Consider the following 25,538-nt stretch of genomic DNA (forward strand, 5'->3'; position numbering starts at 1 on the left):
CTCTATATATATTGACTATACGTAGAAAACGCGTTTCGACAACCCACATGCTAACTTCTAAGGGCACTTTAGTTCAAACCCAAAACCAGGGTTTCAACCAAAGTGCCCTTAGAAACCGCATGTACCGGGTTTCGACACGCTCTTATTTTTGTGCCGGTTCCTCATAATCGCCGTTAGGACAAACGACTTGGGTTCCGCCCTTGACCCTCTTTTCGACTAAGAAGTGACCGTCTTTTGGACAATCACGGCCGATTGGCTTATCCCATGAAACAAAATCACAGTCTGGATATCTTGAACATCCATAGAAAATTCGATTCTTTCGTGACTTTCGTTCAATGACTTGGCCTTCATGACACTTGGGACAAATCACACCGATTTCCTTCACGATTGGCTTCGTATTTCGACATTCGGGGAATCGTGAACAAGCGTGGAATTTACCGAAGCGGCCCATTTTGACAACCATTGGCGCACCACAGATTTCACAGTTAATCCCAGCTGGTTCGTCTTTAATTTGGACTTTCTCCATATTTTTGGTAGCCGACTCGACTTCGTTTGAAAATGGCTTGTAGAATGTATCTACTAGCTTGATCCAGTTCTCTTTACCTTCTTCAACCTGATCCAGCTTACCTTCCAGATTAGCGGTGAAATCAATATTAACCACATCCGGGAAATACTCAACGATGATTTTGTTAACAATTTCACCCAATTCAGTCGGTTCAAAACGTCTGCCGACTTCCTTAACGTAATACCTGCGTTGAATGGTATCAATTGTGGGTGAGTAAGTTGATGGTCGGCCAACGCCCTTTTCTTCAAGTGCCTTGATCAGTGTTGCTTCACTGTATCGGGCAGGTGGCTGGGTAAAATGTTGATCGGGATTATTCTTGACCAACTGAACAACATCCCCCGTATCCAAATCAGGTAAGAGATTGTCCTTTTCTTTACTGTCACCATATACTTTCAAGAAACCATCAAACTTCATTTTTGAACCGTTTGCTTTGAAAATAACTTTGTTTTGCTCAATTGTAACTGCCATGGTATCCATGATAGCCGGTGTCATCTGGCTGGCAACAAATCTTGACCAAACCATTTGGTAAAGTCTAAATTGATCTCTGGTTAGATATTTCTTCAAACTGCCAGGTGTCCGGAAAACCGATGTTGGTCGAATCGCCTCATGGGCATCCTGGGCACCTTCGGGTAATTTACCTTTAATTGGCTTAGTAGCTGCGTATTCTGCACCGTATTCCTCATGAAGAAATTTGGAAGCTTCGTGCTTGGCAATCACAGAAATCCGGGTTGAATCGGTACGCATATAGGTAATCAATCCCTGACTGCCTTCCTTACCGATATTAATTCCTTCATACAGCTGTTGAGCAGCCATCATTGTCTTTCGGGTTCGGAAGTTGAGCTTACGGTTGGCTTCCTGTTGCATTGTACTGGTGGTAAATGGTGGTTGAGGCTGTCTTTTGCGTTCACGACGGGTAACTTTGGTAATATCGAAGTCGCCTTTTGGATCCAACTGTTTGAGGATATCTTGAACGGCATCGTTATTAGGCAATTCTTTTTTCTTACCGTTCAGACCGTAAAACGAAGCTTTGAATTTGCTGCGGCCCTTTTTAAACTCGGAATCAATTGACCAATACTCTTCGGGCGTAAAGTCTTTAATCGCATTTTCTCGTTCAATGATCAACCAAAGTGCGATCGACTGAACTCGTCCTGCACTCAGCCCTTTCTTCACCTTCTGCCAAAGCAAAGGTGAAATTGAATATCCTACCAACCTATCTAAGATTCGGCGAGCCTGTTGGGCGTCAACGAGATTCATGTCAACGTTACGGGGATGCTTGAATGACTCTTTAACGGCATCTTTGGTAATTTCATTGAAGACAACTCGATTATCGTCATTAGGATCCAAATCAAGAATATGCTGTAAATGCCAAGCAATCGATTCACCTTCGCGATCAGGATCGGCTGCAAGATAAACTTTTTTGGCTTTTTTTGCTGCAGAACGCAATTCTTTAATTGTGTCCCCTTTACCACGAATTGAAATATAGTGTGGTTCGTAGTCGTGGTCAATGTCGACCCCCATCTTGCTCTTAGGCAGATCACGAACGTGTCCCTTGCTGGCCATCACTTTATATGAACGGCCAAGATATTTCTCGATGGTCTTGGCTTTGGCCGGAGACTCCACAATAACTAAATTCTTTTTTGGTGATTTTCGTTTGGCTCTTGTTTTTGACTTAGCCGTAGTTTTGGCTTTGGCTGTTTTTTTGGCTTTTGGTTTTGTTGTTGTTGAAGTTGCCATATTTTCTCCCCTCAAAACTGCTTATTTTTAATTATACTATTGTAGGAATTTTTATTACAAATCTACCACATCATATTGCAGGAATTTTGAAGTGTCAACTGATAGAAGTCTAAATACCTATGTGAATGTATTCTTCCAAAATGTCCAAATTACTCAATACAGGTTTGGCCCCGGCGGTGATTAACTCATTGGTACCAACCGAAAGCGGCGATGTAATGGCTCCCGGGACGGCAAGGACATTCCGATTATTTTGAAGTGCCAAATTGGCAGTAATCAAACTTCCGGAATGCTGTTTTGCTTCGGTAACCAGCACACTTTGAGCCAAGCCGGCAATAATTCGGTTACGCTCCGGGAAATGGATCCGATAACCCTTTGTATGGTTTGGATATTCACTGATTAACAAATGATCCTTTGAAATAATCCCTTGCAGCTGCTGGTTGGAATACGGGTAGCAGATGTCTAACCCGGTCCCAATCACACCAATTGTTGAACCATTGTTGGCAATTGCACATTGATGAGCCAGCGTATCGACCCCTTTTGCCAGGCCCGACACAATAGTCATTGTATTGGAAACTCTTCCAGGAATCAAATGTTTCAGAATTTCGACCGAGTATGTGGTACAGTCTCTGGCACCAACAACCCCCAGAAGCCACTGGTTAAGAATCTGTAATCGGCCACGATAAAATAAAACCAGGGGCGGTGCATAAGATTCTCTGAGTTGAAGCGGATATTCAGGATCAATGATGCAGATCCACTTCTCGTTATCAACCAGTTTGGCAACGAACTCATCGTCTTGCATCACCCGCTCATAATTTTCTGTAAAAGTGATGGTGTGCTGGCCATGAAGATTGGCAATTGCCGCCAGATAACTCGGTGTCGGGATCTGATCATCTCGCCACTGAATTTGTTTCAACCATTCATATACTCGCGACTTTCCAACAATCCCAATTCCTTTGCATAAATGCAACCGTAACAAAAAATCTCTTAAAAGCATTATCTTCATCCTTTTAAGAGTATATACGTCAAACTATTCATTTTCTGCTAAATTTTTCAACTGGTGAAAAAGTCATTCGGTGAATGGGTGTCGGACCAAACTCCTTGAGAGCGGCCAAATGCTTTGCTGTACCATAACCCGCATTATGAGGAAAGTCATACTGAGGATATTGCTCGGCATATTCGTCCATCAGGTGATCCCGGTAAACCTTGGCAATAATGCTGGCAGCGGAGACACTGATACTCTTGGCATCCCCCTTAATTAGTCGGGTTTGTTCAATCGGAACAGGAATTTGCATGGCATCGACAATAATTTCCTCCGGTTGTGGATCCAACGACTCAACCGCCTGTTTCATCGCGACTCTGGTGGCTTGATAAATGTTCAATTGATCAATCCCCAGATTGTCCACGGACCCAATCCCGATGCTGATAGCTTCTTCACGAATCTTTGGAGCTAGTTTTGCCCGAGTAGCCGGGGTTAACTGCTTGGAATCGTTGACCTCAATCAAGTCAAAATCATGAGGTAAAATAACGGCCGCAGAAACTACTGGACCTGCCAACGGTCCGCGACCCACTTCATCGACACCGGCAATGTATTGTAATCCCTTATGCCAAAAAGACCGTTCGTATTTGAAACGATTTTCAAATTGAGAAACGGCCTCACGATACTTAGAAATCCGCCTTTCAGCAGCTTTAACGGCAAGCTGAACGCCTTTACGGGGATCTGATGTTAATTCTATGATCCGAGGATCATCCAAATCATCAATCCCAGCTAATAATTGTTTAATTTCACTAATCGTTTGGCTTTTCATTATCCATCACCATTTCTGGATCATCAAGGGTATAATGCCCAATCTTGCCGGATCGAAAATCTTGAATAATTCGATTGGACCCACGTTCATAATCATCTCTCATGCCGACTCTTTTGGTAATCTGCAATAACAAATCAACATCGGATAAGGTTAAGTCTTCTTCATTCAAGTGATAACGTTCTTTCAGACCGTCAGGGTTAAGCTGACGAAATTGCTTCAGACCATACAGGGCAATATCATCGCTGGCGAAGACGCTTTCCTTGATCGCACCGGTAAGAGCCAACTTATCAGCAACTTCCTGACTGGCAAACTTTGGCCACAAGATACCGGGTGTATCCAACAATTCCAGCTTGTCACTTGATTTAAGCCATTGTTGGCCTTTGGTAACACCAGGACGGTTGCCGACCTGGGCTGCCCGTCGATTGACCAATCGGTTCAAGACCGTTGATTTGCCCACATTTGGGACGCCAACGCTAATTGCTCTAATCGGCCGTTTCTTCATTCCCTTATCCTGCTCTCGCTGGATCTTTTCTCGAAGAAGCGGTGAAATAACCGATATCACATTATTGACGCCAAACTTGGTCTTTGCATCTATGGCGATAGCCGGTTGGTTGTGATCTGAAAAATATTCCAACCAGGCACTGGTTAATTTGGGATCGGCTAAATCGCGCTTGGTCATGATAAACAGATGTGGCTTGTCGGCACTGATCCGCTTAATTTCCGGATTCTGTGATGTTAAAGGAATCCGAGCATCAATCACTTCGAAAACAACGTCAACTAAAGAAAGATTTTCTTCAAATTGCCGAATTGCTTTTGCCATATGACCTGGAAACCACTGAATTGTTACTGCCATTATTTCACTCCCTAAAAGCTTTCCTGATATTCCTTCCACACCGAATCAAAAATTTCCATGGTGGGCAGGTATGAAGCGTTCTCTTCCAAATATTTGGATAGTTCATCAAATTCATCTTCCTGTTTTGGAAAGGATTGATCGTAAAATGCATTATTGGCAAACTCCGCTTCGGGATCACTGCTTCCCGGATTACGCTTGGTCATTAAAAATTGATAGAACGTTTTTTGCATGTTAATTCTCCTTATCTGCTTGCGGCAAAAGAATATCAAAGGCGAATTTGCCTTGGCCTTTCATATCAATCGTCCGAGCCCGATAATTGATCCCATTGTCGCCATTCATATGAATAATATCAAGTTTGATTGTCTTGTCTTTTGGAATTAACTGAACCCACTTTGGCAATTTATAATTTTGCTTCACATACATCAGGACAAAGCTGATGGGAACCGGAAATTTGCCCAGAGCCAGCTTATTTGCGTGAAGTTCAATGTTGCCGTTTTTCATTACTTTGGGGTCAAATGTCAGTGAATAGTCTACATTTGATCCCAACAAGCGAATTGCACCGTAAACAATTCCTTCATCCCCGACTTCAAAGTGGTATTTATTGACACTGTTTTTTTGAAGCTTGCCCAAGTAGTAGGTTGACAACTGGTTGAGCTGGGCTTTGTTGATAGTCGCAGAAATTGGCTGTGACGTATTAGTCGATTTCGAATCAACTGTTTTGCTGGCTGAAGTGGAAAGTGAAACCGCCAAAAACATGCCAGCCACAAAAAGTATCAGCAGACCAATTAGCGAAATAAAAGCAGTTTTCCAAGGATTTCTATTCTTATGATTTTTATCTGGGTTTCTCATTCAAGGCTACTCCTTTATCCAATTAATGTGATCTGCCATTTGTTTGTACAGCAGGTTTGTCATAATTTTATATCCCTTTAAATTTGGATGGAAGTGATCATCATTTGATAGGTATTTGTTCGATTGAGCAGGCTGACCCTCCAGCAACTCATTAATATCAGAAGATGAATGGTCATTGCCGTTTATAATGCTCTGCAGCGCTTTTTTCTTCAACACTTTTCTTGAATTGGTCGTCTTAAACTGGCCGTCAGTCAATTGCTTATTAATTGAAACGAAGTACATCCCATGCTGCTGTTTGATCACTTTATTTGTGATTTGATTGGTACGGGTAACCGCCTCGTTAATATAAGCAACTTGGGGGAAATAAACATAAACCGGATTGTAAATGCCAAAAACAAAAATTGGTGCCTGACGGTTCAATTGCCGAATATTTCGGAATAAACGGGCAACCCGAGTCTGATAATTAGCACCATATGTTGTCAACCGTTGTTTCAACTGCTTTTGATTGTTGCCCATCACATTGGCTTTCAAAAAAGACAACAGATCATTGCCGCCAGTCGTGATTGTAATGACATTTGCATGACGCAAACTACTCTGCAGTCGTTTTGAATGAATAACCCGGTGATTAATTTGGTTGGTAGTTTCACCAGAAATCCCGTAATTGACAACCGACATCCTGACTTGTGGATTTTGTTCATTGACCTTTTGTCTGATCAAGTGGGTATAACCCCCCTTGCCGGTTGGATCACCAACACCTTGGGTCAGCGAATCACCCACCGCAGTCAATTTAACTTCTCGTGGAAGGGTCGATTTTGAGTTGAAATAGTGAAATCCGGCAAATGCCATTGCTCCAACGACGACTAACCCAACCAAGAAAAACAGCCACCGATTAAAATGCCGTTTTTGTTTTACATGTTTATTTTTACTCACTGGAAACAACCCCTCATATCTCCATAAAATCCAAAAGGGGTGACAACAAAACACCCGCTTTGTCTCGCCCCTTCAAGCAATATCTAATGTTAAATTATTCAGGATCACTGTAGTAAACCAACGCAAAGGCACCTTTTCCGGTATGGGTAGAAATGATCGGAGAAGTAACCCGCTCCAAAAATGAAACATCAGGGAACGCCGCCTTAAGCTTTTGCACAGTATCCTTTAAAACTTCAGTCTCAGTGACATATGAAATGCCAATTGACTTGATGGAAGGTGTGTTTTTCATTTCATCAATAATACCATTGAAAAACTTTTTAAGTGACTTATCGCCACGACCTTTAGAAATAATTTTAAGTTTGCCATCAGTTACCTGAAGGCCCAATTTGATATTCAAAAAGTTGGTGATTGCGCCGGCAATTGGGTGTAATCGACCGCCCTTAACGATGTTGTCCAGCGTCATGACGCACAAATAAAGCTTGGTGTTGCTTCGAACTTTATCAACTCTGGCCAAAATTGCTTTTAGGTCCGCACCCTGCTGAGCTGATTTGGCAGCTTCAATCACCTGAAAAGCCAAGCCGCGATCGGTACTCTGACTGTCAACAACGGTTACGTCAGATTTACTAAGGGTTGCCGCCTGTTCAGCAGCATGGACGGTTCCGCTAATTGCTTCGAGCATATTCAAACAAAGTACCTGACTGCCATCTTCTCCCAACTTATCGAATGTTTCCACAAATTTTCCGACAGGTGGTTGACTTGTCTTTGGTAAATCGTGTGAAGCAAGCATTTTCGGAACAAAAGTTTCACTGGAGATTGTATCTCGATCGACATACAAAGTGTCATCGATCATCACAGTTAATGGAACAATTGTAATATCATATTGTTTGGCTTCTTCATCTGTAATTTGAGCAGATGAATCAGTCACAATTTTTACTTTTGCCATTTACGCCACTCGTTTCTTTACAAAATTGATAATTGATTATTAGTCCACACACAATTATATCAAAGTTTGCGCGAAGATTCATAACCAATTACAACTAGTGATCTTTTCTTTCGAAAACTTCAAAGGTATGTGGATATTTATTTTTTTCGTCAACCACTCCCGGGATCGATTTAACTTTGTCGAATAATGAGTAATCAATTGGCGGCATATACGTATCACCGTCAAATTCAGCATTGATTTTTGTTCGGTAAAGTCGGTCAACCCGTGATAATAATTGGGAGAAGAGATTTGCCCCACCTGTTACGATATATTCTTTGTCAGCATGCTGCTCGATCAGATCGCACAATTTTTCGATGGATGAAATGACCTGCACACCATCAGGAAAATTCTTCTGACTGGACACGACAATATTTTCACGACCGGGTAACGGTCTGTTATAGCTCCGAAATGTCCGTGAACCGGAAATAATCGTATTGCCCATTGTCGTTCGCTTAAAATAATGCATGTCATCAGGAAGATGCCATGGCAATTGTCCGGATGCGCCAATTAGTCCTTTAGCGTCTTCAGCCCAAATAAAAGATAGCATGGTATCCTCCTAAACAGCGACTGGTGCTTTGATAACAGGATATGGATCGTAATTTTTGACCTTAATATCCGACATATCAAACTCATCCAGATGCTTCTTTTCAGGATTTAACCAAAGCTGCGGTGCCTGACGAGGTGTCCGGGACAAAAGCTCTTTAACCTGCTCAACATGGTTGAGGTAAATATGGGCATCCCCAAATGTATGAACAAAGTCACCGAGTTCAAGACCACACTCACGGGCAACCATGGCTGTCAGCAGAGAATAACTTGCAATGTTGTACGGAACGCCAAGGAAAATATCTCCTGAGCGTTGATACAGCTGACAGCTCAACTTGCCATCATTGACGTAAAATTGAAAAAGCGTATGACAGGGCGGCAGTGCCATTGTTGGCACATCTTCAGGGTTCCAGGCAGAAACAATCATCCGTCTTGAATCAGGATGAGTCTTAATCAAATCAATGACATTTTGAATTTGATCAATTGTGCCGCCTTGAGAAGTCTTCCATGCCCGCCACTGGCTGCCATAAACGAGACCTAAATCACCATACTTCTTGGCAAAATCGTCGTCCTCGACAATCCGGTTGCAGAACAGCTTCTTTTGTTCCTGGTAGACTTTGTTAAATTCTGGATCCTTTTGGGCACGATGGGAAAAGTCAGTCATATCCGGCCCAGTATAGTCGTTTGAATCAACAAACTTTTCAAAAGCCCACTCATCCCAAATATGATTTTTGTGCTTAAGCAGGAATTGAATATTGGTATCACCCTTCAAGAACCATAACAACTCACTTTTGATCAATCCGAAAGGCACTTTTTTAGTGGTTAACAACGGAAAACCTTTCGACAGATCAAATCTCATTTGATATCCAAATATACTGATTGTTCCAGTATGGGTTCTGTCAGTCTTTTTATGACCATTTTCCAAAACATAACGAGCAAGGTCTAGATAGGCATCTTCTAACATAGTCATTCTCCTTTTTAAAGAAACTTCATTCACATTACGATTCAGCGTACTCACTCAAATATTCCCACCGCTTCATTTTTTTATCGGCTTCTGCAGAAAGTTTATCCTTTTGATCCTGAAGATCAGCGAGCTTATCATAATCTGAACCGTTACTTTGCATCTGTTTATCAATATCTTCCACTTGTGATTCGAGCTTTTCGATATCATCTTCGATATGATCATACTCAATTTTTTCCGAATAGGTCAATTTCTTCTTTGAGTTGGATTCAGTAGATTTTGAATCATTTGCTGAATCTGCCTGTGTATCTTTGGTTTCTGCTGAACGCTTAACAGGTTTCTGAGCCTGCTTTGGTGATTTTTTCAGCGAAGCCAGATAATCGGTGAACCGACCCCGATGTTCGTCAATCACGCCATTACCTTGGAAAATCAGCAGCCTATCGGCGACCTTATCCAAGAAATAACGGTCATGGGAAACGGTAATCACAGTTCCTTGGAACTTGGAAATATAATCCTCCAAAACCGTCAAGGTTGCAATATCCAAATCGTTGGTCGGCTCATCCAGCAAAAGAACATTGGGTTGCTGCATCAAGAGTTTCAACAGGTATAAGCGGCGTTTCTCGCCACCGGAAAGTTTGCGAATCAGAGTACCGTGCATAAATCGCGGGAACAAAAATTCTTCCAGCAATTCCGCCACGCTGATCTTGGTACCGGTATTATCAGTCACTTGCTGCCCAATTTCGCTTAAATAGCTGATTACCCGTTTGTCTTCTGGAATTGGTTCGGTTAACTGGGTATAATATGCAATCTTAACCGTTTCACCGACTTTGATGATGCCTGAGTCCAACTTGAGTCTGCCGGCAATGACGTTAAGGAGACTGGTTTTGCCGGCACCGTTCTCACCACTAATTCCAATTCGTTCATTTGGCTGAACCAAAATGTTAAAATCTTTGAGAATCGTCTTACCATCGATCGTGAGATTGGCATCTTTCATTTTCAGAACTTCTTTGCCCAACCTTGTTTGGCCAAGTGAAATATTGACATCCTGATCAAGCTGCAGCGTACCGACATTTTCCTTCAAATCGTTAAATCGGTTAATCCTGGCCTGTTGTTTGGTTGAACGGGCTTTGGCCCCAGTCTTCATCCATGCCAACTCTTGTTTATAGAGCTGTTGGGTTTTGTGCTCGGATTGAATTTCTCCTTGAACCCGGGTTGCTTTTTGCTGGACATAATCCTGGTAATTGCCTTCATACTGGTAAAGTTTACCAAACGACAATTCCCAAATCTTATTGGCAACATGATCCAAAAAGTATCGATCATGAGTGACCACAATCAAAGAGCCCTTATATGCGGCTAAGTAATTTTCCAGCCAATCAATGGAATCAAAATCCAAATGATTGGTCGGCTCATCCAGTAAAAGCAAGTTTGGCGCTTGAATCAAGACCTGTGCAAGACCAACCCGGCGACGCTGACCACCTGACAACTCAGAAATTTTCTGATTATAATCGGTGATTTTCAACTGAGTCAAAATGGTTTTAACATCATTTTGCGCATTCCAAGCGTCTTCCTCGTTCATTCGGGCTTCTGCCTTGGTGTACCGTTTGGCAGCATCGGCGTCTTCGGGATGAGTCGAATATTCTTTCAAGGCTGCTTCATAATTGCGGATAGTTCTGTAGACATCTTGGGAGCCAGAAAAAACGGCATCCATGATAGACAAATTGTCATCGAGTTCCGGATCCTGCTTTAAATAACCAATTGTATAAGACTTTGACGTAATAATGTCACCGGTTGAATCCTGATCGATTCCGGCAATTGCATTCAACAAAGAAGTCTTACCGGTTCCATTTGTCCCAATCAAACCAATTCGGTCATGTTCATTGATAATAAAATTCAGCTTATCAAACAACGTTTTTTCACCATACGTTTTTGCTAAGTTTTCAACACGCATTGTTTCCATTCAGTTATCAGTCCTCATTTAGAAAGTTAATCGCTGCTTTAACAAGTTTTTCTTGTTGGTTAGGAATTGTCCCGGCAACGACATTATGTTCAAGTGTATCCAAAACTTTTCCAAGTTGTGGACTGGGTTTTAATACACCACGTTTAATAAGCTCACCGCCGGTTATCTGCAACTGTTTCTTGTTTTTGATCGGCAGGTTGTTGTACCTTTCTTTCAACCCAGAAGTTTTCGTTGAATCTGCAGTTATGACGACCGCATTGTCAACATTTTCAGCACCCGCATGATACAGGATTGAATTGGAAACTTCGCCTCTGGCAATTGAGAAAAGTAATTCAGTGGTAAGTATAACATCATTGATTATCTTATTGGCAGTCTTCCACTTTTTTAAAAAAGTCGAAATTTGGCTGGCCGAAAAGCCGAATTTAAATGATAACAGTGACCATACCTGAACTTCATTGGTGAGCTGAAATTTACTGGCAACGATTGCCTTTAACTGTGGAAGATAATTACCCAATACGGGAACATGCTGATACAAATTGGTTTCGAGCATAATGTTTAATCCATTTTCAGCGTCTACTCCCAGCATCATCTTGACAAATTCGGTATGTGAACGTTCCACGGCAATCTTTTCCAAAAGCTCGCTGTGTCGGCGAATACCAGCCAAGGTGGCATTTTCAATACGAAAGTCCAACTGACTGGCAAATCTGACTGCCCGCATCATTCTCAACGCATCTTCATTAAACCGTTCGTTGGGATCACCAACTGCGCGGATAATCCGCTTTTTCATGTCATCCAGACCGCCAAACAGGTCGGTTATCTGGCCATTTTCAGAAAGTGCCAGGGCATTGATTGTAAAGTCACGACGCTTGAGGTCTTCTTTTAATGATCGCACAAACGTCACTTTATCGGGACGCCGATAATCCTGATACCCGGATTCAGTCCGAAAAGTCGTCACTTCATACCCGGTTCCATGATCCAGAATCATAACTGTACCGTGTTCGATGCCAGTGTCGACCGTCCTCTTAAAAAGAGACTTAACTTCACTTGGATAGGCACTCGTGGCAATATCAACATCATGAATTGGTCGTTGTAAAATTGTGTCTCTGACTGAACCGCCAACAAAATAAGCTTCGTACCCTGCTGATTCAATTTTCTGTAAAATTGGTAATGCTTCGTGAAACTCTTTTGGAATCTCTACCATCCGCACATTAATCGCCATCCATTTATATTTATCCTGTTGTAATTTTAACAGAAATTTTCGATGAAACAAAAAGAACGGTGAAATGATTGCCAATCTTGAACTAGAATTGCTATGATAAGTTGTCAGATCATTCAGGGAGGAAAAACAATGGCTAAAAAAGAAAGCCGATTTAAAATTGACATTTCGCTTGTCGACCTGCTGGTAATCGCAGCCGGCACAGCAATTTACTCATTCGGAATTGTCTTCTTTAACATTTATAATCATTTGGCTGATGGTGGTGTTACCGGTATTACACTGATTTTAAGGGCATTATTTCATATTGATCCCGCCTATTCAACAATTCTGGTTAACATTCCGTTATTTGTGATCGGTTACCGGTACTTAGGTAAAAAGGACATGTTTTATACGTTGTACGGGACCATTGCATTAGCAATCTTTCTGTGGATTTGGCAGCGGGTCCCAATTGTCATCAATATCGACCACGACCTCCTGCTTTCGGCGATTGGTGCCGGCTTATTCGGCGGATTTGGTTGTGGGATTGTTTACCGATTTGGCGGCACCACCGGGGGGGTTGATATCGTTGCCCGACTGTTCGAACGGTTTAAGGGCGTCCAAATGGGGCAAACCCTTCTAACTATTGATGTGGCTGTCTTGCTGTCATCACTTATTTATTTAAATGTGCGCCAGATGGCATACACGTTAATTTACGTGTGGATTTTCTCAATGATTGTCAACTTTACCCAACGGGGCGCATATACTGCTCGGGGGATTTTAATCATTAGTAACGAGTCCGAAAAGATTTCAAATGCCATTCAAACTGAATTGAGCCGTGGGGTCACCTTCTTAAATGCTGAGGGTGGTTATTCCCACAAATCAAAGCAAATTGTTTACTGTGTGGTTTCACCAAGTGAATTGCATACCCTGAAAAAATTAGTCGAGTCAATCGATGAAGAAGCGTTTATTTCAATTATTGAAGTCAACGAAGCTATTGGTGAGGGCTTCACATATAAGCGACCTAAACGGTTTAAAATTTTATAATGCTATGTAATTGAGAGTGGGAAAAAAGGCGCTTTGATCCCAGAATTTAAGGGAATACATCAATTATTCCCGGTTCTGGAATGGTTGGTGTATTCCCTTAAATGGCCGGGATCAGCCGATTTGAGCACGTTTTTGCTAAGTAATAATGGCACCACCAAAAATGAGGCTGAGGCAAAAGTTTACACTTTTGTCCCAGCCCCCTTTTTCTTTTGTTAACTTGTTATAGACATTGAGTTAATCAACAATGTTACCCATCAAAATTCATCCCACATTGCTTCCATTTCAATGTCACCAGGCACAATATCCAAATATTTTTTCAGATATTTCCGTTCTTCGTCCGGTTTCCCAGCTTCCCGATAGAACAATGTCGCATGCTTCAAGAAATCCGGATTATCCGATAATTCGTTGGCAGCCAATTCGTAATTCTTGGCTGCTTTTTTGATGTCGCCGGTGTTTTGATATGAGATGGCCAAGTTGTATGCCAAGTGCGCATCAACGACATGGTCTTCAAATACCCCTTCTAGAAGCGTCAGATTGTCGCTGTAACGTTCGTGGGACACGTACCAGTCAGATAGTAGGGTCAGTATCTCCATGTCGTCAGGAGCGATTTCATGGCCTTTTTGAAGATATTTCAAAGACAGCTCGTCTTCGTTGGCCATTAATGCAATCTGACCGGCTTTCTGCCAGATTTTTTCATTGAACTGATCAATGGAAATTCCTTCTTGAATTGCCTTGAGTGCTTCATCCACCCGTTTCAAGTTAACGTAGGAATCAGCCAGGTATGGATAAAGTGAGCTGTACTGGGGATCGGAATCACGCAGGTCTTCAAATGCTTTGATGGCCTTTTGATATTCTTTCAAGTTGAAATACGTAAATGCCAGTTCAAATTTAACATCACTGTTCATATTGATTGGCTTAATCTGTTCCAAATATCCAAGCGCCTGTTCAAATTTACCAATTTCAGCGTAGGAAACACCTAGCCGTTCAACGAGATTAACCGATGACATCTCCAAAGTGCCGGACGTGATCAGAGCTAAATACAAATTGATCGCTTTTCTGTAGTTTCTTGTCGTGAAATAAAATTCGGCCAGAGCAAACTTGATCACATCCTCATCAGGGGCCAACTTTTGCGCCTCTAAGAGCTTTTGCTCACTGATTTCGAACATACCCTGGGTTTGATACAAATCGGCTGCTACCATCAAAGAACGGACATATTCATCAGATTGTTTTGATACCTGTGACAAATAGTTCAATGCTTGGTCATCCTTGTCGTCATCAATCGCCAACTCGGCCAAGTTGATTTTTAAGCCATCGTCATCAGGATATTTTTTAAATAACTTTTCGTAAATAGTATTTGAGTAATTGGAAAATCCAAGTGAATACAACTCTTCAGCCAGCGAATACAGCAAATCATCAGAATCATTGTCCAACGCGGATTGAAATGATTTCTTGAAATCGTCGATTTGGCCGCCTTCGAGTTGATCTAAAGCAGTTTTTGAATAGCTCATATTTGTCCTCCAAAGTGTATAAAAAAAGCCAGCCCGACAAATGCCGTTCTGGCTTAACAGATGAATACTATTTAACAGCATCCTTGAGCGCCTTACCAGGTTTGAAAGCTGGTACCTTGCTTGCAGGAATTTGAATTTCTTGACCTGTTTGTGGGTTACGGCCCTTACGAGCGGCACGTTGACGTACTTCAAAGTTACCGAAACCGATTAATTGAACCTTGTCACCTTTTGCTAAACTAGCTTGGATTGATTCAAATACTGCATCCACAGCTGATGTAGCGTCTTTTTTAGTTAAACCAGTTGCAGCAGCAACATTGGTTACTAATTCTGCTTTATTTGCCATGAGTGTATTCACCTCCCTCAAAGATAGGTATGTAAAACATTGCAAGTCGAATTCTTACAAATCCGGAATGCTAAAACAACGCCTTTCGTAGCATCATTTCTTTTTCAAAGATAGCATAAGAATGCTGTTATTGCAATGCTTTTGGCCAATTTAGTCCCGATAAAGCCCGAAAAATCAAGATTTTGTTAAAAATCAGCCATTTTTCGGCTATTTCCGGCTTCTTTTGATGATTCTAATTGGAGTCCCGGTGAAGTCAAAATTATCACGGATCTGGTTTTCAAGGAACCTGACATATGAAAAATGCATCAAGTCCGGATTGTTAACAAAAACCACAAAAGTCGGCGGTCCAGATTTAACTTGGGTCGCATAATAAATCCGTAGTCTTTTACCGTTGACTGTCGGTGTTGGATGGACTGCAACGGCATCCATAATGACATCGTTAAGAGCAGATGATTGAACCCGTTTCTCATGATTATCGTAAACCTGCTTAATGAGAGCAGGCAGTTTCTCGATTCGCTGCTTGGTGACTGCCGAAACAAAGATAATCGGCGAATAAGCCATGTATTGGAACTCATTGCGAATCAGCGTCTCGAAGTCCTGCTGGGTATGATTGGTCTTCTTTAAAGTATCCCACTTGTTAACAACAGTGATAATGGCTTTGCCTGCCTCATGAGCATATCCGGCAACTTTTTTATCCTGCTCACGAATCCCTTCTTCGGCGTTCATGACAAACAAAATAACATCACTTTGATCAATGGCCTTCATTGCCCGCATAACGCTATAACGCTCGGTATTTTCGTATACCTTGCCACGCTTTCGAATTCCGGCAGTATCAACCATTGTGAATTTGATTCCATCCGCTTCAAATCGCGTATCAATCGCATCTCTAGTGGTTCCGGCAATGTCGGAAACAATTACCCGGTCTTCGCCAAGAATTGCGTTAACCAGCGAAGATTTTCCAACGTTGGGACGGCCAATAATACTGAAACGAATGTCATCATTATCAGTTGATTCATCCATCTTTGGAAATTTCTCGACAACTTTATCAAGCAAATCGCCCAATCCAAGCCCATGAACACCGGAAATTGGCATCGGATCACCAAAACCTAATGAGTAGAACTCATAGATATCTTCCCGACTTTCAGGATTATCAACTTTGTTAACAGCTAAAACAACCGGTTTGTCACTTCGATATAAGATTTTGGCAACCTGTTCATCCTCAGCCGTGACACCTTCCTTACCACTTACGATAAAGACAATCACATCAGCCTCATCAATGGCAATCTCAGCTTGACTCTTAATTTGAGTGGCAAAAGGTGCGTCACTGATTTGAATACCACCGGTATCGATCATGGCAAATTTAGTAGCTAACCATTCACCGTGAGAATAAATTCGATCACGCGTCACACCTGGTGTATCTTCAACGATTGAAATTCGATCACCGGCAATTCGATTAAAGATGGTCGATTTTCCTACGTTGGGGCGGCCGATAAATGCAACTGTTGGTAATGCCATATAAATCCCTCCTTTGCTAAGTTAATTCAGAAAGAAAGGAGCTGGGACAAAACTTGCGTTTTGTTTCCAGCCCCTTTTCATGATTTAAAAATATTGATTATTTGTTATCATCATCGTCATTGTTGCCGGATTTCTTCAATTCGTCACCAATGATGTCACCCAAAGTAAAGCCGGTTTCTTCTTCCGGAGCGTTACTGATTGGACGATTATAAGATTGACGTGATGGCCGTGATGGTCGTTTGTTTGACTTCTTTGGCTTGTCTTCTTCTTCAGGAGCATCAGTCAAAGCTTTAATAGATAATGCCAAACGCTTTCTGTCAGTATCAACATCAAGAACCTTAACCTTGATCTTCTCACCGACCTTCAAGACATCAGCAGGTGTGTCAATGTGTTCGTGAGCGATTTGAGAAATATGAACTAAGCCCTCAACACCGGGGAACACTTCAACAAAGGCACCAAAATCAACAAGGCGTTTTACAGTACCTTCAAGGACACTGCCAACTGGTGCTTTTTCTTCGATTCCGTCCCAAGGTTCTGGAAGAGTTTGTTTGATAGAAAGTGAGATTCTGTTACGATCAAAATCAACTGATAAGACCTTAACTTTAACTGTTTGGCCAACTTTAAGAACATCAGATGGTTTGTCAACACGTTCGTAAGCGATTTGAGAAACATGAACCAATCCGTCCATACCGCCAAGGTCAACAAATGCACCGAAGCTGGTCAAACGAGCAACAGTTCCTTCAACAACATCGCCTTCATGAAGAGTTTCCATTAATTTTTCACGTTCTTCAGCTTTTGCAGCTTGAACGATTGCCTTATGAGATAAAATAAGACGGTTTTCAACTGGATCAATTTCAATAATCTTTAATTCAAGTTCTTGACCTTTAAATTGATTTAAATCATCAACATAATGGTCGGAAATCATTGAAGCAGGAACAAATCCACGGACACCGGCATCAACAACCAAGCCGCCTTTAACAGCTTGACTGACTTTAGCAGTGATGGTTTCATCATTCTTTGACTTTTCAGCCAATTCGTCCCAAACTTTACGAGTTTCCAAACGCTTTGATGAAAGCAGGAAACTGCCGCCTTCCTTGTCGCTTCCGATACGGGAAGTAACAACCAGCTTGAGCTTATCGCCCTGCTTGATTTCATCAACATTTTGGTCGGATGAAAGCTCACGTGGTGGAACAACACCTTCAACACCGGAACCTTCAATACCCACAATCAATTGTTGGCTGTCATCTTTGGCCAAAACTTCACCAGTGACGACATCGCCAACCTTTACTTCATTAACGCTGTTTAAAGCGTTTAATAAATCATTTTTATCGTTATTTGCATTTTCACTCATCAAACAATTCCTCCTTGAAACAACTCTAATCATAATTTTATCTTAAATTGACCAATATTACCAGTCAATTGAACAATTAGTTGCTATTTCAACGTTTTATTTATCACATTTGCAATTTTGGAAACAACTTCATCAATAGAAAGTGACGTCGTATCAATCTCTACGGCGTCTTTTGCCTTGGTCAATGGGGAAATCTTTCTATGAGAATCTTTATAATCTCTGGCCTCAATTTCTAACTGGAGCTCATCAAGTGGGGTATTAATTCCCTTTTGAACGTTTTCTTTGTACCGGCGTTGGGCACGCTCTTCAACACTGGCAATCAAAAAGATTTTGACTTCGGCGTTGGGAAGAACAGAAGTCCCAATATCTCTGCCGTCCATCACAATGCCGCCATCCTTGGCAATCTGCTGCTGTTGCGCACTCAATTCTTTTCGAACATCCCCGATTGCTGCAACTGCCGAAACAGAATTAGTGACATCTTCTTGACGAATCGCCTCGGTGATTTCTTCACCGTCAATGAAGACTTTTTGCCCATCGTCACCGGGTTTAAACGTAATTCTTGAAGCGTGAACAATTTTTGCAATTTCAGCAACGTTATCAAAAGACACCCCGGCCCGAATTGCCTTTAATGTGATGGCCCGATACATTGCTCCTGTATCACAATAAACATAGTGGAACTGTTTAGCCACCAACTTGGCAACGGTACTTTTGCCGGCTGATGCCGGTCCATCGATTGCTACTTGTAATCCATTTTTTCGCATTCTAACATTCCTTACCTAACAAATTTTTTAATTTGAACATGATCCTTATTGCTACTTTACTCGCAGCCGCTGACCAGGATACAATTGCGAGCTGGAAGTTAATCCATTCATCTGCATCAATTGAGCAGTCGTCAAACCGTTGTTGTATGCAACCCGAAACATCCCCTGACCGGCCTGAACGGTCACATACTTATGACCGGATGTCGATGTGGACCGACCGCTTGTTGAATTGGCGGTCTGTCCGGATTGGCTTGTTGTACCAGCCTGTGAGCTTTGAGTTGAACTTGCCGTACTGGATTTTACAGCGGATTGAGCCTTGGTAGCTTTCTTAGGCTCAGTGGTAGTCTTTTTGGTACTGCGCTTCACAGATGACTGGGTTTTTGCCGGTTTAGACTTGGCCTTTGATGCTGAAGACGATTTTTTTTTTGCGTTATCTTGGCGAACCACCCTGACAGATGATGATTCAGCGCTTTTGGAGTCATTGCTCATCGCACTCTGACGGACCAACCCCCAAACGAGTGCAACAACTGCCACCAAGATAATCAAAGCGGCCAAAATAACGGTGATCAGATGATGATTATGGCTTTGTTTTCTAAGTTTAACTCGTGAAAGATTTCCGTTTTCATCACGATCTTCAGAAAATGTTTGATTCCAAGGCTGGTCTTCGTCAGTCTTTTTATGTTCATCGTTCGAATTCATATTGAACCCCCTCTTGATCAGGATATAGACAAACTTATTTTATCATTAAAATGAGTAAAGTTACCTTAATTTTTTAATAAAAACAGCTTGTCGATGACTTCGTGCCAACTTTGCGGCCTATATTCAACAGATTTCTCGGACTGTTTGAGATATTTGTCATTAAAATTCTGCCAGTGACCCCAAAAGTCAATATCATGGTCACAGCAAAACGCAGAATTTTTTTGATCTTCAGAGAGTGTTTCATCAAAGTATTTCAACAGTTCGTCGCGACGGCAGCCGTCATGGTAAACGTATCTAACCATTGCGGTCAGTTCTGAAAGCCGCCTCTCCCGTGAATGGTCAAAAACAGCCGTTGCCTGATCGAAAGAATACCCATGATCATAGTAATATTTGATTACCCGAAACTGATCTTCATTTGTCAGAGCCTTTGGGTGCTGATACAAATACTGTAACAAGTTTCGATCAGGAATTGTGTTATCAATCAGATTCATCTGAAGATATCGATCGTTGGGCTCATACAAAAGGATTGCCAGTCCAGGCTGCTGATCACGGCCACAACGCCCAATCTCTTGGACGTAGCTTTGGATATTTGCCGGTAAATGGTAATGGATCACAAACCGGATATCATCCTTGTCAATTCCCATCCCAAAGGCACTGGTAGCACAGACGATGTCGAGATTGCCATCCATAAACTGCTGCTGAATATGAAACCGCTGCTGGGTGTCCATCCCTCCGTGATATGCCATTACCCGGCGGTCGGTTTGCGAAGACAGAGTGACGGCTGCCTGTTCCGCCTTACTTTTACTCGAGAAATAAATAATGCCAGGACCATGAAGCTGGCGAACCAAATCAATCAATGTCTGGTCCTTTTCCTGTTGACCCGACAAAATTTTCGCGCTCAGGAAAATGTTTGGCCGGTTGACAGGCAACACAATCTGCTCAACAGACGTCGACTCCAAATCCAAATGGTCGATAATATCCTGACGAACCGTTTTTGTAGCCGTTGCAGTCATCATCAGCGTTAACGGATTCCCGAGGGCGTGGCGAACCTTTCCCAAATTAAGATAATCAGGCCGAAAATCAGGCCCCCATTCCGAAATGCAATGGGCCTCATCAATGACAAACAAACCAATGTTTAGGCTTTTGATCTGTCGAAGAACCTGCTCATTGGCAAGCATTTCCGGTGAAGCGTAAATAAATTGGTACTGATTCAGATGCTTTAAAATAACTGCTTTTTCCTGATAATCCAGCGCAGATGTCAACGCCACAACCCGTTTGGATCCCAAATACTGCAGCCGACTGACTTGATCCTGCATTAATGAAATTAATGGAGAAACAATCATCACTCGTTGGCGACTTAACGCACCATACATCTGATATAGTAACGTTTTCCCACCACCGGTTGGCAAAATTGCCAGCGTATTTTTGTGTGAAAACAAATTTTTTAGAATTGTTTCCTGACCGGGTCGAAATGAGTCAAACCCAAATTCATTTTTTAAAGCACTTTGCAGATTAATTTTCATCAGCTGATTTACTCCTATAAATTTGAAACAGTCGGAACTCAAAAAATGACAGGTCAGGGATTTCTTGTTTCGCCGCCTCAAAAGTCCAACTGCCAACATTGACTGGATGGCTTGCTTCAAGATGCCGCTTACTTTCCGGTTGAATCAATGCTTTGTATGGAAACTTCGTAACCGGCAGCATGATTGCCGCTTCCAACAGGTGCTCATAAACCGTTGTCAACTTGACCCGACGCTTTTGGGCAATTGTGTTTAAGCTGCCGTTTTCTTGATGAACAAACATTTCAAAGGTTTCTTTGGCGCTCTGTGCGATGATCGGCTTCTCTAATCCCACCGTCAACATTTTAAATGGATTGTCATTCGGCAGCTTCAACACGCGTTCCAAGAGGACACCGTATGTTTGAAGCCACTCAAGATTGACGACTGTTACATCGGAGTGAGCTTGCGTCGCAATTTGATCAGCCGTCAATCCGGAAAAACCGTGACCGACTAAACTTTGAACAAATAAGTTTGCCAACTCATCATTGGCTAAGCCGTTTAAAAAGCCATTCAATAATTGATGAAACTGAGCGGGCAGATCAGTATGTTTCGTCTGAACAAACCATCTTTTTAATAATTGATCTTCAAAATAATTGATGGATTGCGGATAATATTTGTTATTTGTATAACTGAACTCCGAAACAATCTGAACAGCAAAGGAAAACCGACGCATGAACTTGGCAACATCATATCGGGATCCAAGTGCCAAATACTTTAAAGGCAGTAACCGGCTCAGGTATTTCTCCTGCTGATCGGCCCCCTTTGCGGTCAATTTGAATTGAAAGTTGTCATCAGTATCTGCCAGGCCATGGACTTTTAGCTGTTTGACTGCCACTTCATCCTCACCAAAACCAGTTCCATGTAATGAGTCCACAAAATCGAGCATGTCATACTGCAATGCCCAATACAAATTTGAGACCGTTCGGCGCCCACGCAAAGTATTTTTAATTGCCTTCACCCGGCGAAACTGTTCCGAACTGCCAAATATTAATAAGAGAATGCTCAATTCCATGGATGTCCTCCGAAATAAAAAGCCAGTCCAAACCTGAGTTTGTCCTAGCTTTAAGATTACTCACTATTTAATTATATACGAAAGGTTTTAAATATATACTTAAACTTATCGCAACTTGAGTCTCGGTACCATAAGAGTTTTGACTACATAGAAAATCGTGCCAACAAAAATTCCTTTAATGAAGTTAAACGGCACAACCCCCGTTAAAATCACGGTAGCCAGCGGGAACCCAAGTTTCATGCCAATTAAGTTCATGTATAGTGGGATAACACCTAACCAGTTCGTTAATGACATGATTATTGTTAGTGCAATTGCCATTATCAAAACAACGAGAGCACCTTTTTTCCACCCACTTGTGAATGAAAACAAACGATTAGCAAGATAATATGCCCAAATCAGCACCAAAGATGAAATCAACGATGAACCAACACCAATAAAGTTGATGATATCAGCCCCAGTTGTAACCCAGTAAAGTAAAGCTTTCAAACCGGCAATGGTCATACCACCAACGGGGCCAAACATGACTGTCCCCAGTAAAATTGGCATATCAGCCAAATCAAGCCGCATATACGGCACAATTGGAATAATTGGGAGTGAAATGAACATCAATACATACGATAATCCCGCCAGAACCGACATTTCTACTAACTGCGTTGTTGCTAACTGCCTGTGCTTACCACTATTTTCCATTGAAAAAAACCTCTCCTCCAATGGTCAATCTTCAAAATAATGCCCTGACAAAAAGAATTTGCCAGGGCATTACAAAAAGCGTGTAAAATTTAATCTTCTACATACCAGACTTTACTGTCGGCACTGGAATTGCACCAGCTCAGCACGATCACTCGTGAGTCGCGGACTATAACCGCCGGTCGGGAATCACACCCTGCCCTGAAGATAAACCAATTTATTTAATTCAAATATATCAGAAATAAACCAGATGTCAACGATTTGTCTTACCGGTCAATTCTTTAAGTTCTTCAACTTCATGGGGCTTGAGTGGTCGATAGTCGCCAGGCTGTAAGCCTTTTAACGTTAAGAATCCGTATGTTTCGCGGCTTAATTTTTCGACTGGATGGCCAATCTTCTCAAACATATTCTTAACCTGATGATTCCGGCCTTCGTGGATCGTCAACTGAACAATTGAAGAATCCTTATTGGTGCGAATCAACTTTGTTTTGGCTTTGGCAGTCTTTCGATGCTCAATAACCACACCCGTTCTCAAATGTTTGAGGTCATCATTCGTCACAATGCCCTTTACCTTTGCGACATAAGTCTTTTCAACTTCGTATTTCGGATGTGTCAGTTTATTATCCAAATCGCCATCGTTTGTCAACAACAGCAGGCCTGATGTATCGTAATCCAAACGGCCAACTGGGTAAATTCGTTCCGGCACCTCTTCTAAAATATCAACAACAGTTTTTCTGTGTTTGTCATCAGTTACTGCTGTAATGACACCACGAGGTTTATATAACAAATAATAGACAGGTGCTTCTTTGGAAATCGGCACCTCATCGACCTTAACTTCATCATTTGGCGTAACCTTGGTTCCAAGCTCTTTGACAACTTCACCATTGACCTTCACATGGCCGGTGGCAATTAAATCCTCTGCCTTGCGTCGAGAAGCAACTCCGGCATGGGCAATCACTTTTTGTAAACGTTCTTCGTTCATAAATGCACCTCTTAATTTTCTTTATCAATCTCTTTATTGAACCGAGTTAACAATGAATCACTGGTATCATCATCCAAAACCTCGTCTTTTGGCAGCGGTGGCAGGTCCTTGAGTGACTTTAATCCAAAATAATCGAGGCCAAAATTGGTCATACCATATTGTTTGGGATTTCCAACCTCTTCTTTCACGCCGGTTACTTCAATTAAATCCTGATTGACCAGCCGATGCAAAATGGCCGAACTGTTGACACCACGGATTTGATCAATCTCAATTCGCGTGATCGGTTGATTATACATAATAATCGAAATTGTTTCCAAAGCCGCTTCTGACAAAACCCGCGGCTTGGCATCATTGACATAGTCACCAACTAATTCGGAAAGCTGTTCTTTGGTCCCCAGACGATATACATTGTCACTCACAAATGCTTTGAGCCCGCTATCTTCATCCTGGGTGTACTTCTCCACAATCTTTTCAAGGAGCTGTCGACATGCCGCAACGGTCAGTGCCGTACGCTGAGAAATCTGTCGCAATGTGATTCCCTGATCGCCTGATGCATATAAAAGTGCTTCAATTTTTGCTAAATTACTGATCAACGTACCCGGGCCCCTTTCGAATTTCAATCTCCGACTTGACACTTGGCTGACTTAATCGAACCTCGTTATATTTGGTCATTTCCAAAATGGCCAAGAAGTCGGTCACGATCTCCTCAGTTTGAGTCGAATTTCCAACCAATTTGCTGAAGGTGACCTGGTCACGATGTTGATTCAATAATTGGCGCACTCGTTGACTTTGGCCTTCAATGGTAAATTCCCATTCATGGATAACCGTCGACATTGGTTTGTTATATTTAAAATGCTTAAGTGCGTCCACGTAACTTGCCATCACATCCCCGCTGGTGAATGGTGACGGCTGGATCAGTTCTTCTTTGGTTGGCGGTACGGTCAATTCCGAACGGGTAAAACTTTCTCGCCGCCTCATCTCACGTTTCTTCATATCCGCAGCAACCATTTTATAGCGCTTGTAATTCAATAATTGAGAGACAAGTTCCTCCCGTGGATCAGCTTGTTCTTCGTCGGGATTATCATCAGAAACCGTGGGTAGGAGCATTTTTGACTTTATCACCATCAGTTTGGCTGCCATTACGAAATACTCACCAACAATTTCCAAGTTAAGCTGCTGAGCATCATAAATATACTGCATATATTGCTCAGTGATTTTGGAAATTTGAATATCATAAATATCCATCTTGGATTCTTGAATTAAATGCAGCAAAACTTCCAATGGGCCATCGAAGTCATTCAAATGTAATTCAAGTTGCTCAGTTTCTGACATGATTGGTCGAATTCTCCCATTTTTCCCAAGCGGTTTTGTTATCAAAGTTAACCACAATTTTTTGTTTCGGATATATATCCTGAAGGTCGTCAAAAATTCGGTTGTAGTTGCCCTGACTGCCACTCTGGGGTGTTAACACCAGTTGGTGAACCAACAGCTGCTCGCCTTGGAGCTCAATTCCCACAAGACCGGACCAGTTGTTTGAAGGATCTCGCCACAAATAAATGAGACGGTTATCTTTGGCAGCATACCAATTCATCTCTTGGGCAACCAAATCCATGTTTTGAAGTTCAGAGACCAGTGAAAAAAGTCCCATAGCAATTTTTTCATAATCTTTTCGGTATTGATATAGCATTTATTCAACCTCACTA

The 25,538-nt window shown here is 42.0% G+C and carries 26 protein-coding genes and 1 riboswitch; of the genes, 1 reads left to right on the forward strand and 25 read right to left on the reverse strand.

What is annotated here, in order from left to right:
- Nucleotides 1–142 precede the first annotated feature (142 nt).
- The 12 genes from topA to FD17_RS08580 all read right to left on the reverse strand — a co-directional run bounded on the left by topA (nt 143) and on the right by FD17_RS08580 (nt 12,398).
- Nucleotides 143–2,299, reverse strand: a complete 2,157-nt coding sequence (gene topA, locus FD17_RS08525) for a type I DNA topoisomerase (RefSeq protein WP_057825607.1) — start codon at nt 2,297–2,299, stop codon at nt 143–145.
- Nucleotides 2,300–2,408: 109 nt separating this feature from the next.
- Entirely contained in the window at nt 2,409–3,293 is an 885-nt protein-coding gene (gene dprA, locus FD17_RS08530; protein ID WP_057825609.1) for a DNA-processing protein DprA, read from the reverse strand.
- Nucleotides 3,294–3,330: 37 nt separating this feature from the next.
- On the reverse strand, nt 3,331–4,104 hold the full coding sequence (locus FD17_RS08535) for a ribonuclease HII (protein WP_057825610.1): 774 nt from the start codon (nt 4,102–4,104) through the stop codon (nt 3,331–3,333).
- The gene (gene ylqF / locus FD17_RS08540; protein WP_057825612.1) at nt 4,085–4,957 is read right to left on the reverse strand and encodes a ribosome biogenesis GTPase YlqF; all 873 of its coding nucleotides are present in this window, start codon (nt 4,955–4,957) and stop codon (nt 4,085–4,087) included. Before ylqF ends, FD17_RS08535 begins: the two co-directional genes overlap by 20 nt.
- Nucleotides 4,958–4,968: 11 nt before the next feature.
- The gene (locus tag FD17_RS08545; RefSeq protein WP_176744946.1) at nt 4,969–5,193 is read right to left on the reverse strand and encodes a YozE family protein; all 225 of its coding nucleotides are present in this window, start codon (nt 5,191–5,193) and stop codon (nt 4,969–4,971) included.
- Nucleotides 5,189–5,806, reverse strand: coding sequence for a YpmS family protein (locus FD17_RS08550; protein WP_057825616.1), 618 nt, complete (start codon nt 5,804–5,806; stop codon nt 5,189–5,191). The genes FD17_RS08545 and FD17_RS08550 overlap by 5 nt, the downstream gene beginning before the upstream one ends.
- A gap of 6 nt (nt 5,807–5,812) precedes the next feature.
- Nucleotides 5,813–6,736 (reverse strand): GDSL-type esterase/lipase family protein, encoded by a 924-nt coding sequence (locus FD17_RS08555; protein ID WP_057825700.1) that lies wholly within the window; start codon nt 6,734–6,736, stop codon nt 5,813–5,815.
- A gap of 94 nt (nt 6,737–6,830) precedes the next feature.
- Nucleotides 6,831–7,679 (reverse strand): DegV family protein, encoded by an 849-nt coding sequence (locus FD17_RS08560; RefSeq protein WP_057825618.1) that lies wholly within the window; start codon nt 7,677–7,679, stop codon nt 6,831–6,833.
- A 94-nt stretch (nt 7,680–7,773) separates the two neighbouring features.
- Nucleotides 7,774–8,265, reverse strand: a complete 492-nt coding sequence (locus FD17_RS08565; protein ID WP_057825620.1) for a dihydrofolate reductase — start codon at nt 8,263–8,265, stop codon at nt 7,774–7,776.
- 9 nt (nt 8,266–8,274) lie between these two features.
- Nucleotides 8,275–9,225: a thymidylate synthase gene (locus FD17_RS08570; protein WP_057825622.1), complete on the reverse strand. Its 951-nt coding sequence runs from the start codon at nt 9,223–9,225 to the stop codon at nt 8,275–8,277.
- A gap of 34 nt (nt 9,226–9,259) precedes the next feature.
- Nucleotides 9,260–11,179 (reverse strand): ABC-F family ATP-binding cassette domain-containing protein, encoded by a 1,920-nt coding sequence (locus FD17_RS08575; RefSeq protein ID WP_057825624.1) that lies wholly within the window; start codon nt 11,177–11,179, stop codon nt 9,260–9,262.
- Nucleotides 11,180–11,186: 7 nt separating this feature from the next.
- Nucleotides 11,187–12,398: a CCA tRNA nucleotidyltransferase gene (locus FD17_RS08580; RefSeq protein ID WP_057825626.1), complete on the reverse strand. Its 1,212-nt coding sequence runs from the start codon at nt 12,396–12,398 to the stop codon at nt 11,187–11,189.
- A 129-nt stretch (nt 12,399–12,527) separates the two neighbouring features.
- On the opposite strand from FD17_RS08580, the gene FD17_RS08585 reads away from it, so the two are divergent.
- Nucleotides 12,528–13,418: a YitT family protein gene (locus FD17_RS08585; RefSeq protein ID WP_057825627.1), complete on the forward strand. Its 891-nt coding sequence runs from the start codon at nt 12,528–12,530 to the stop codon at nt 13,416–13,418.
- A gap of 254 nt (nt 13,419–13,672) precedes the next feature.
- Here FD17_RS08585 and FD17_RS08590 read toward each other — a convergent pair whose 3' ends face one another.
- The 13 genes from FD17_RS08590 to FD17_RS08650 all read right to left on the reverse strand — a co-directional run bounded on the left by FD17_RS08590 (nt 13,673) and on the right by FD17_RS08650 (nt 25,522).
- Nucleotides 13,673–14,926 (reverse strand): tetratricopeptide repeat protein, encoded by a 1,254-nt coding sequence (locus tag FD17_RS08590; RefSeq protein ID WP_057825630.1) that lies wholly within the window; start codon nt 14,924–14,926, stop codon nt 13,673–13,675.
- Between the two features lie 67 nt (nt 14,927–14,993).
- Nucleotides 14,994–15,269 (reverse strand): HU family DNA-binding protein, encoded by a 276-nt coding sequence (locus tag FD17_RS08595; protein WP_013727856.1) that lies wholly within the window; start codon nt 15,267–15,269, stop codon nt 14,994–14,996.
- Nucleotides 15,270–15,476: 207 nt separating this feature from the next.
- Entirely contained in the window at nt 15,477–16,784 is a 1,308-nt protein-coding gene (der, locus tag FD17_RS08600) for a ribosome biogenesis GTPase Der (protein ID WP_057825632.1), read from the reverse strand.
- A 97-nt stretch (nt 16,785–16,881) separates the two neighbouring features.
- On the reverse strand, nt 16,882–18,135 hold the full coding sequence (rpsA, locus tag FD17_RS08605; RefSeq protein WP_057825635.1) for a 30S ribosomal protein S1: 1,254 nt from the start codon (nt 18,133–18,135) through the stop codon (nt 16,882–16,884).
- Between the two features lie 83 nt (nt 18,136–18,218).
- On the reverse strand, nt 18,219–18,896 hold the full coding sequence (gene cmk / locus FD17_RS08610) for a (d)CMP kinase (RefSeq protein ID WP_057825637.1): 678 nt from the start codon (nt 18,894–18,896) through the stop codon (nt 18,219–18,221).
- Between the two features lie 51 nt (nt 18,897–18,947).
- Nucleotides 18,948–19,595, reverse strand: coding sequence for a LysM peptidoglycan-binding domain-containing protein (locus FD17_RS08615; RefSeq protein ID WP_057825639.1), 648 nt, complete (start codon nt 19,593–19,595; stop codon nt 18,948–18,950).
- A 65-nt stretch (nt 19,596–19,660) separates the two neighbouring features.
- A complete protein-coding gene (locus tag FD17_RS08620; RefSeq protein ID WP_057825641.1) occupies nt 19,661–21,118 on the reverse strand; it encodes a RecQ family ATP-dependent DNA helicase in 1,458 nt (485 codons plus the stop codon).
- Nucleotides 21,108–22,166 (reverse strand): helix-turn-helix domain-containing protein, encoded by a 1,059-nt coding sequence (locus FD17_RS08625; RefSeq protein ID WP_057825643.1) that lies wholly within the window; start codon nt 22,164–22,166, stop codon nt 21,108–21,110. The genes FD17_RS08620 and FD17_RS08625 overlap by 11 nt, the downstream gene beginning before the upstream one ends.
- Nucleotides 22,167–22,271: 105 nt before the next feature.
- Nucleotides 22,272–22,856, reverse strand: a complete 585-nt coding sequence (locus FD17_RS08630) for an ECF transporter S component (RefSeq protein ID WP_057825645.1) — start codon at nt 22,854–22,856, stop codon at nt 22,272–22,274.
- Between the two features lie 88 nt (nt 22,857–22,944).
- Nucleotides 22,945–23,066: riboswitch (FMN riboswitch) on the reverse strand.
- A gap of 40 nt (nt 23,067–23,106) precedes the next feature.
- Nucleotides 23,107–23,835 carry a pseudouridine synthase gene (locus FD17_RS08635; protein ID WP_057825648.1) on the reverse strand — a complete coding sequence of 243 codons (729 nt, stop codon included), beginning with the start codon at nt 23,833–23,835 and terminating at the stop codon, nt 23,107–23,109.
- Nucleotides 23,836–23,846: 11 nt separating this feature from the next.
- Complete coding sequence (gene scpB / locus FD17_RS08640; protein ID WP_057825649.1) at nt 23,847–24,428, reverse strand: SMC-Scp complex subunit ScpB; 582 nt, start codon at nt 24,426–24,428, stop codon at nt 23,847–23,849.
- Complete coding sequence (locus FD17_RS08645) at nt 24,418–25,167, reverse strand: segregation and condensation protein A (protein WP_057825651.1); 750 nt, start codon at nt 25,165–25,167, stop codon at nt 24,418–24,420. The genes scpB and FD17_RS08645 overlap by 11 nt, the downstream gene beginning before the upstream one ends.
- Nucleotides 25,154–25,522: a hypothetical protein gene (locus FD17_RS08650; RefSeq protein WP_057825653.1), complete on the reverse strand. Its 369-nt coding sequence runs from the start codon at nt 25,520–25,522 to the stop codon at nt 25,154–25,156. The genes FD17_RS08645 and FD17_RS08650 overlap by 14 nt, the downstream gene beginning before the upstream one ends.
- Between the last annotated feature and the right edge of the window lie 16 nt (nt 25,523–25,538).

The organism is Lentilactobacillus sunkii DSM 19904, from assembly GCF_001435575.1.
GTDB lineage: Bacteria > Bacillota > Bacilli > Lactobacillales > Lactobacillaceae > Lentilactobacillus > Lentilactobacillus sunkii.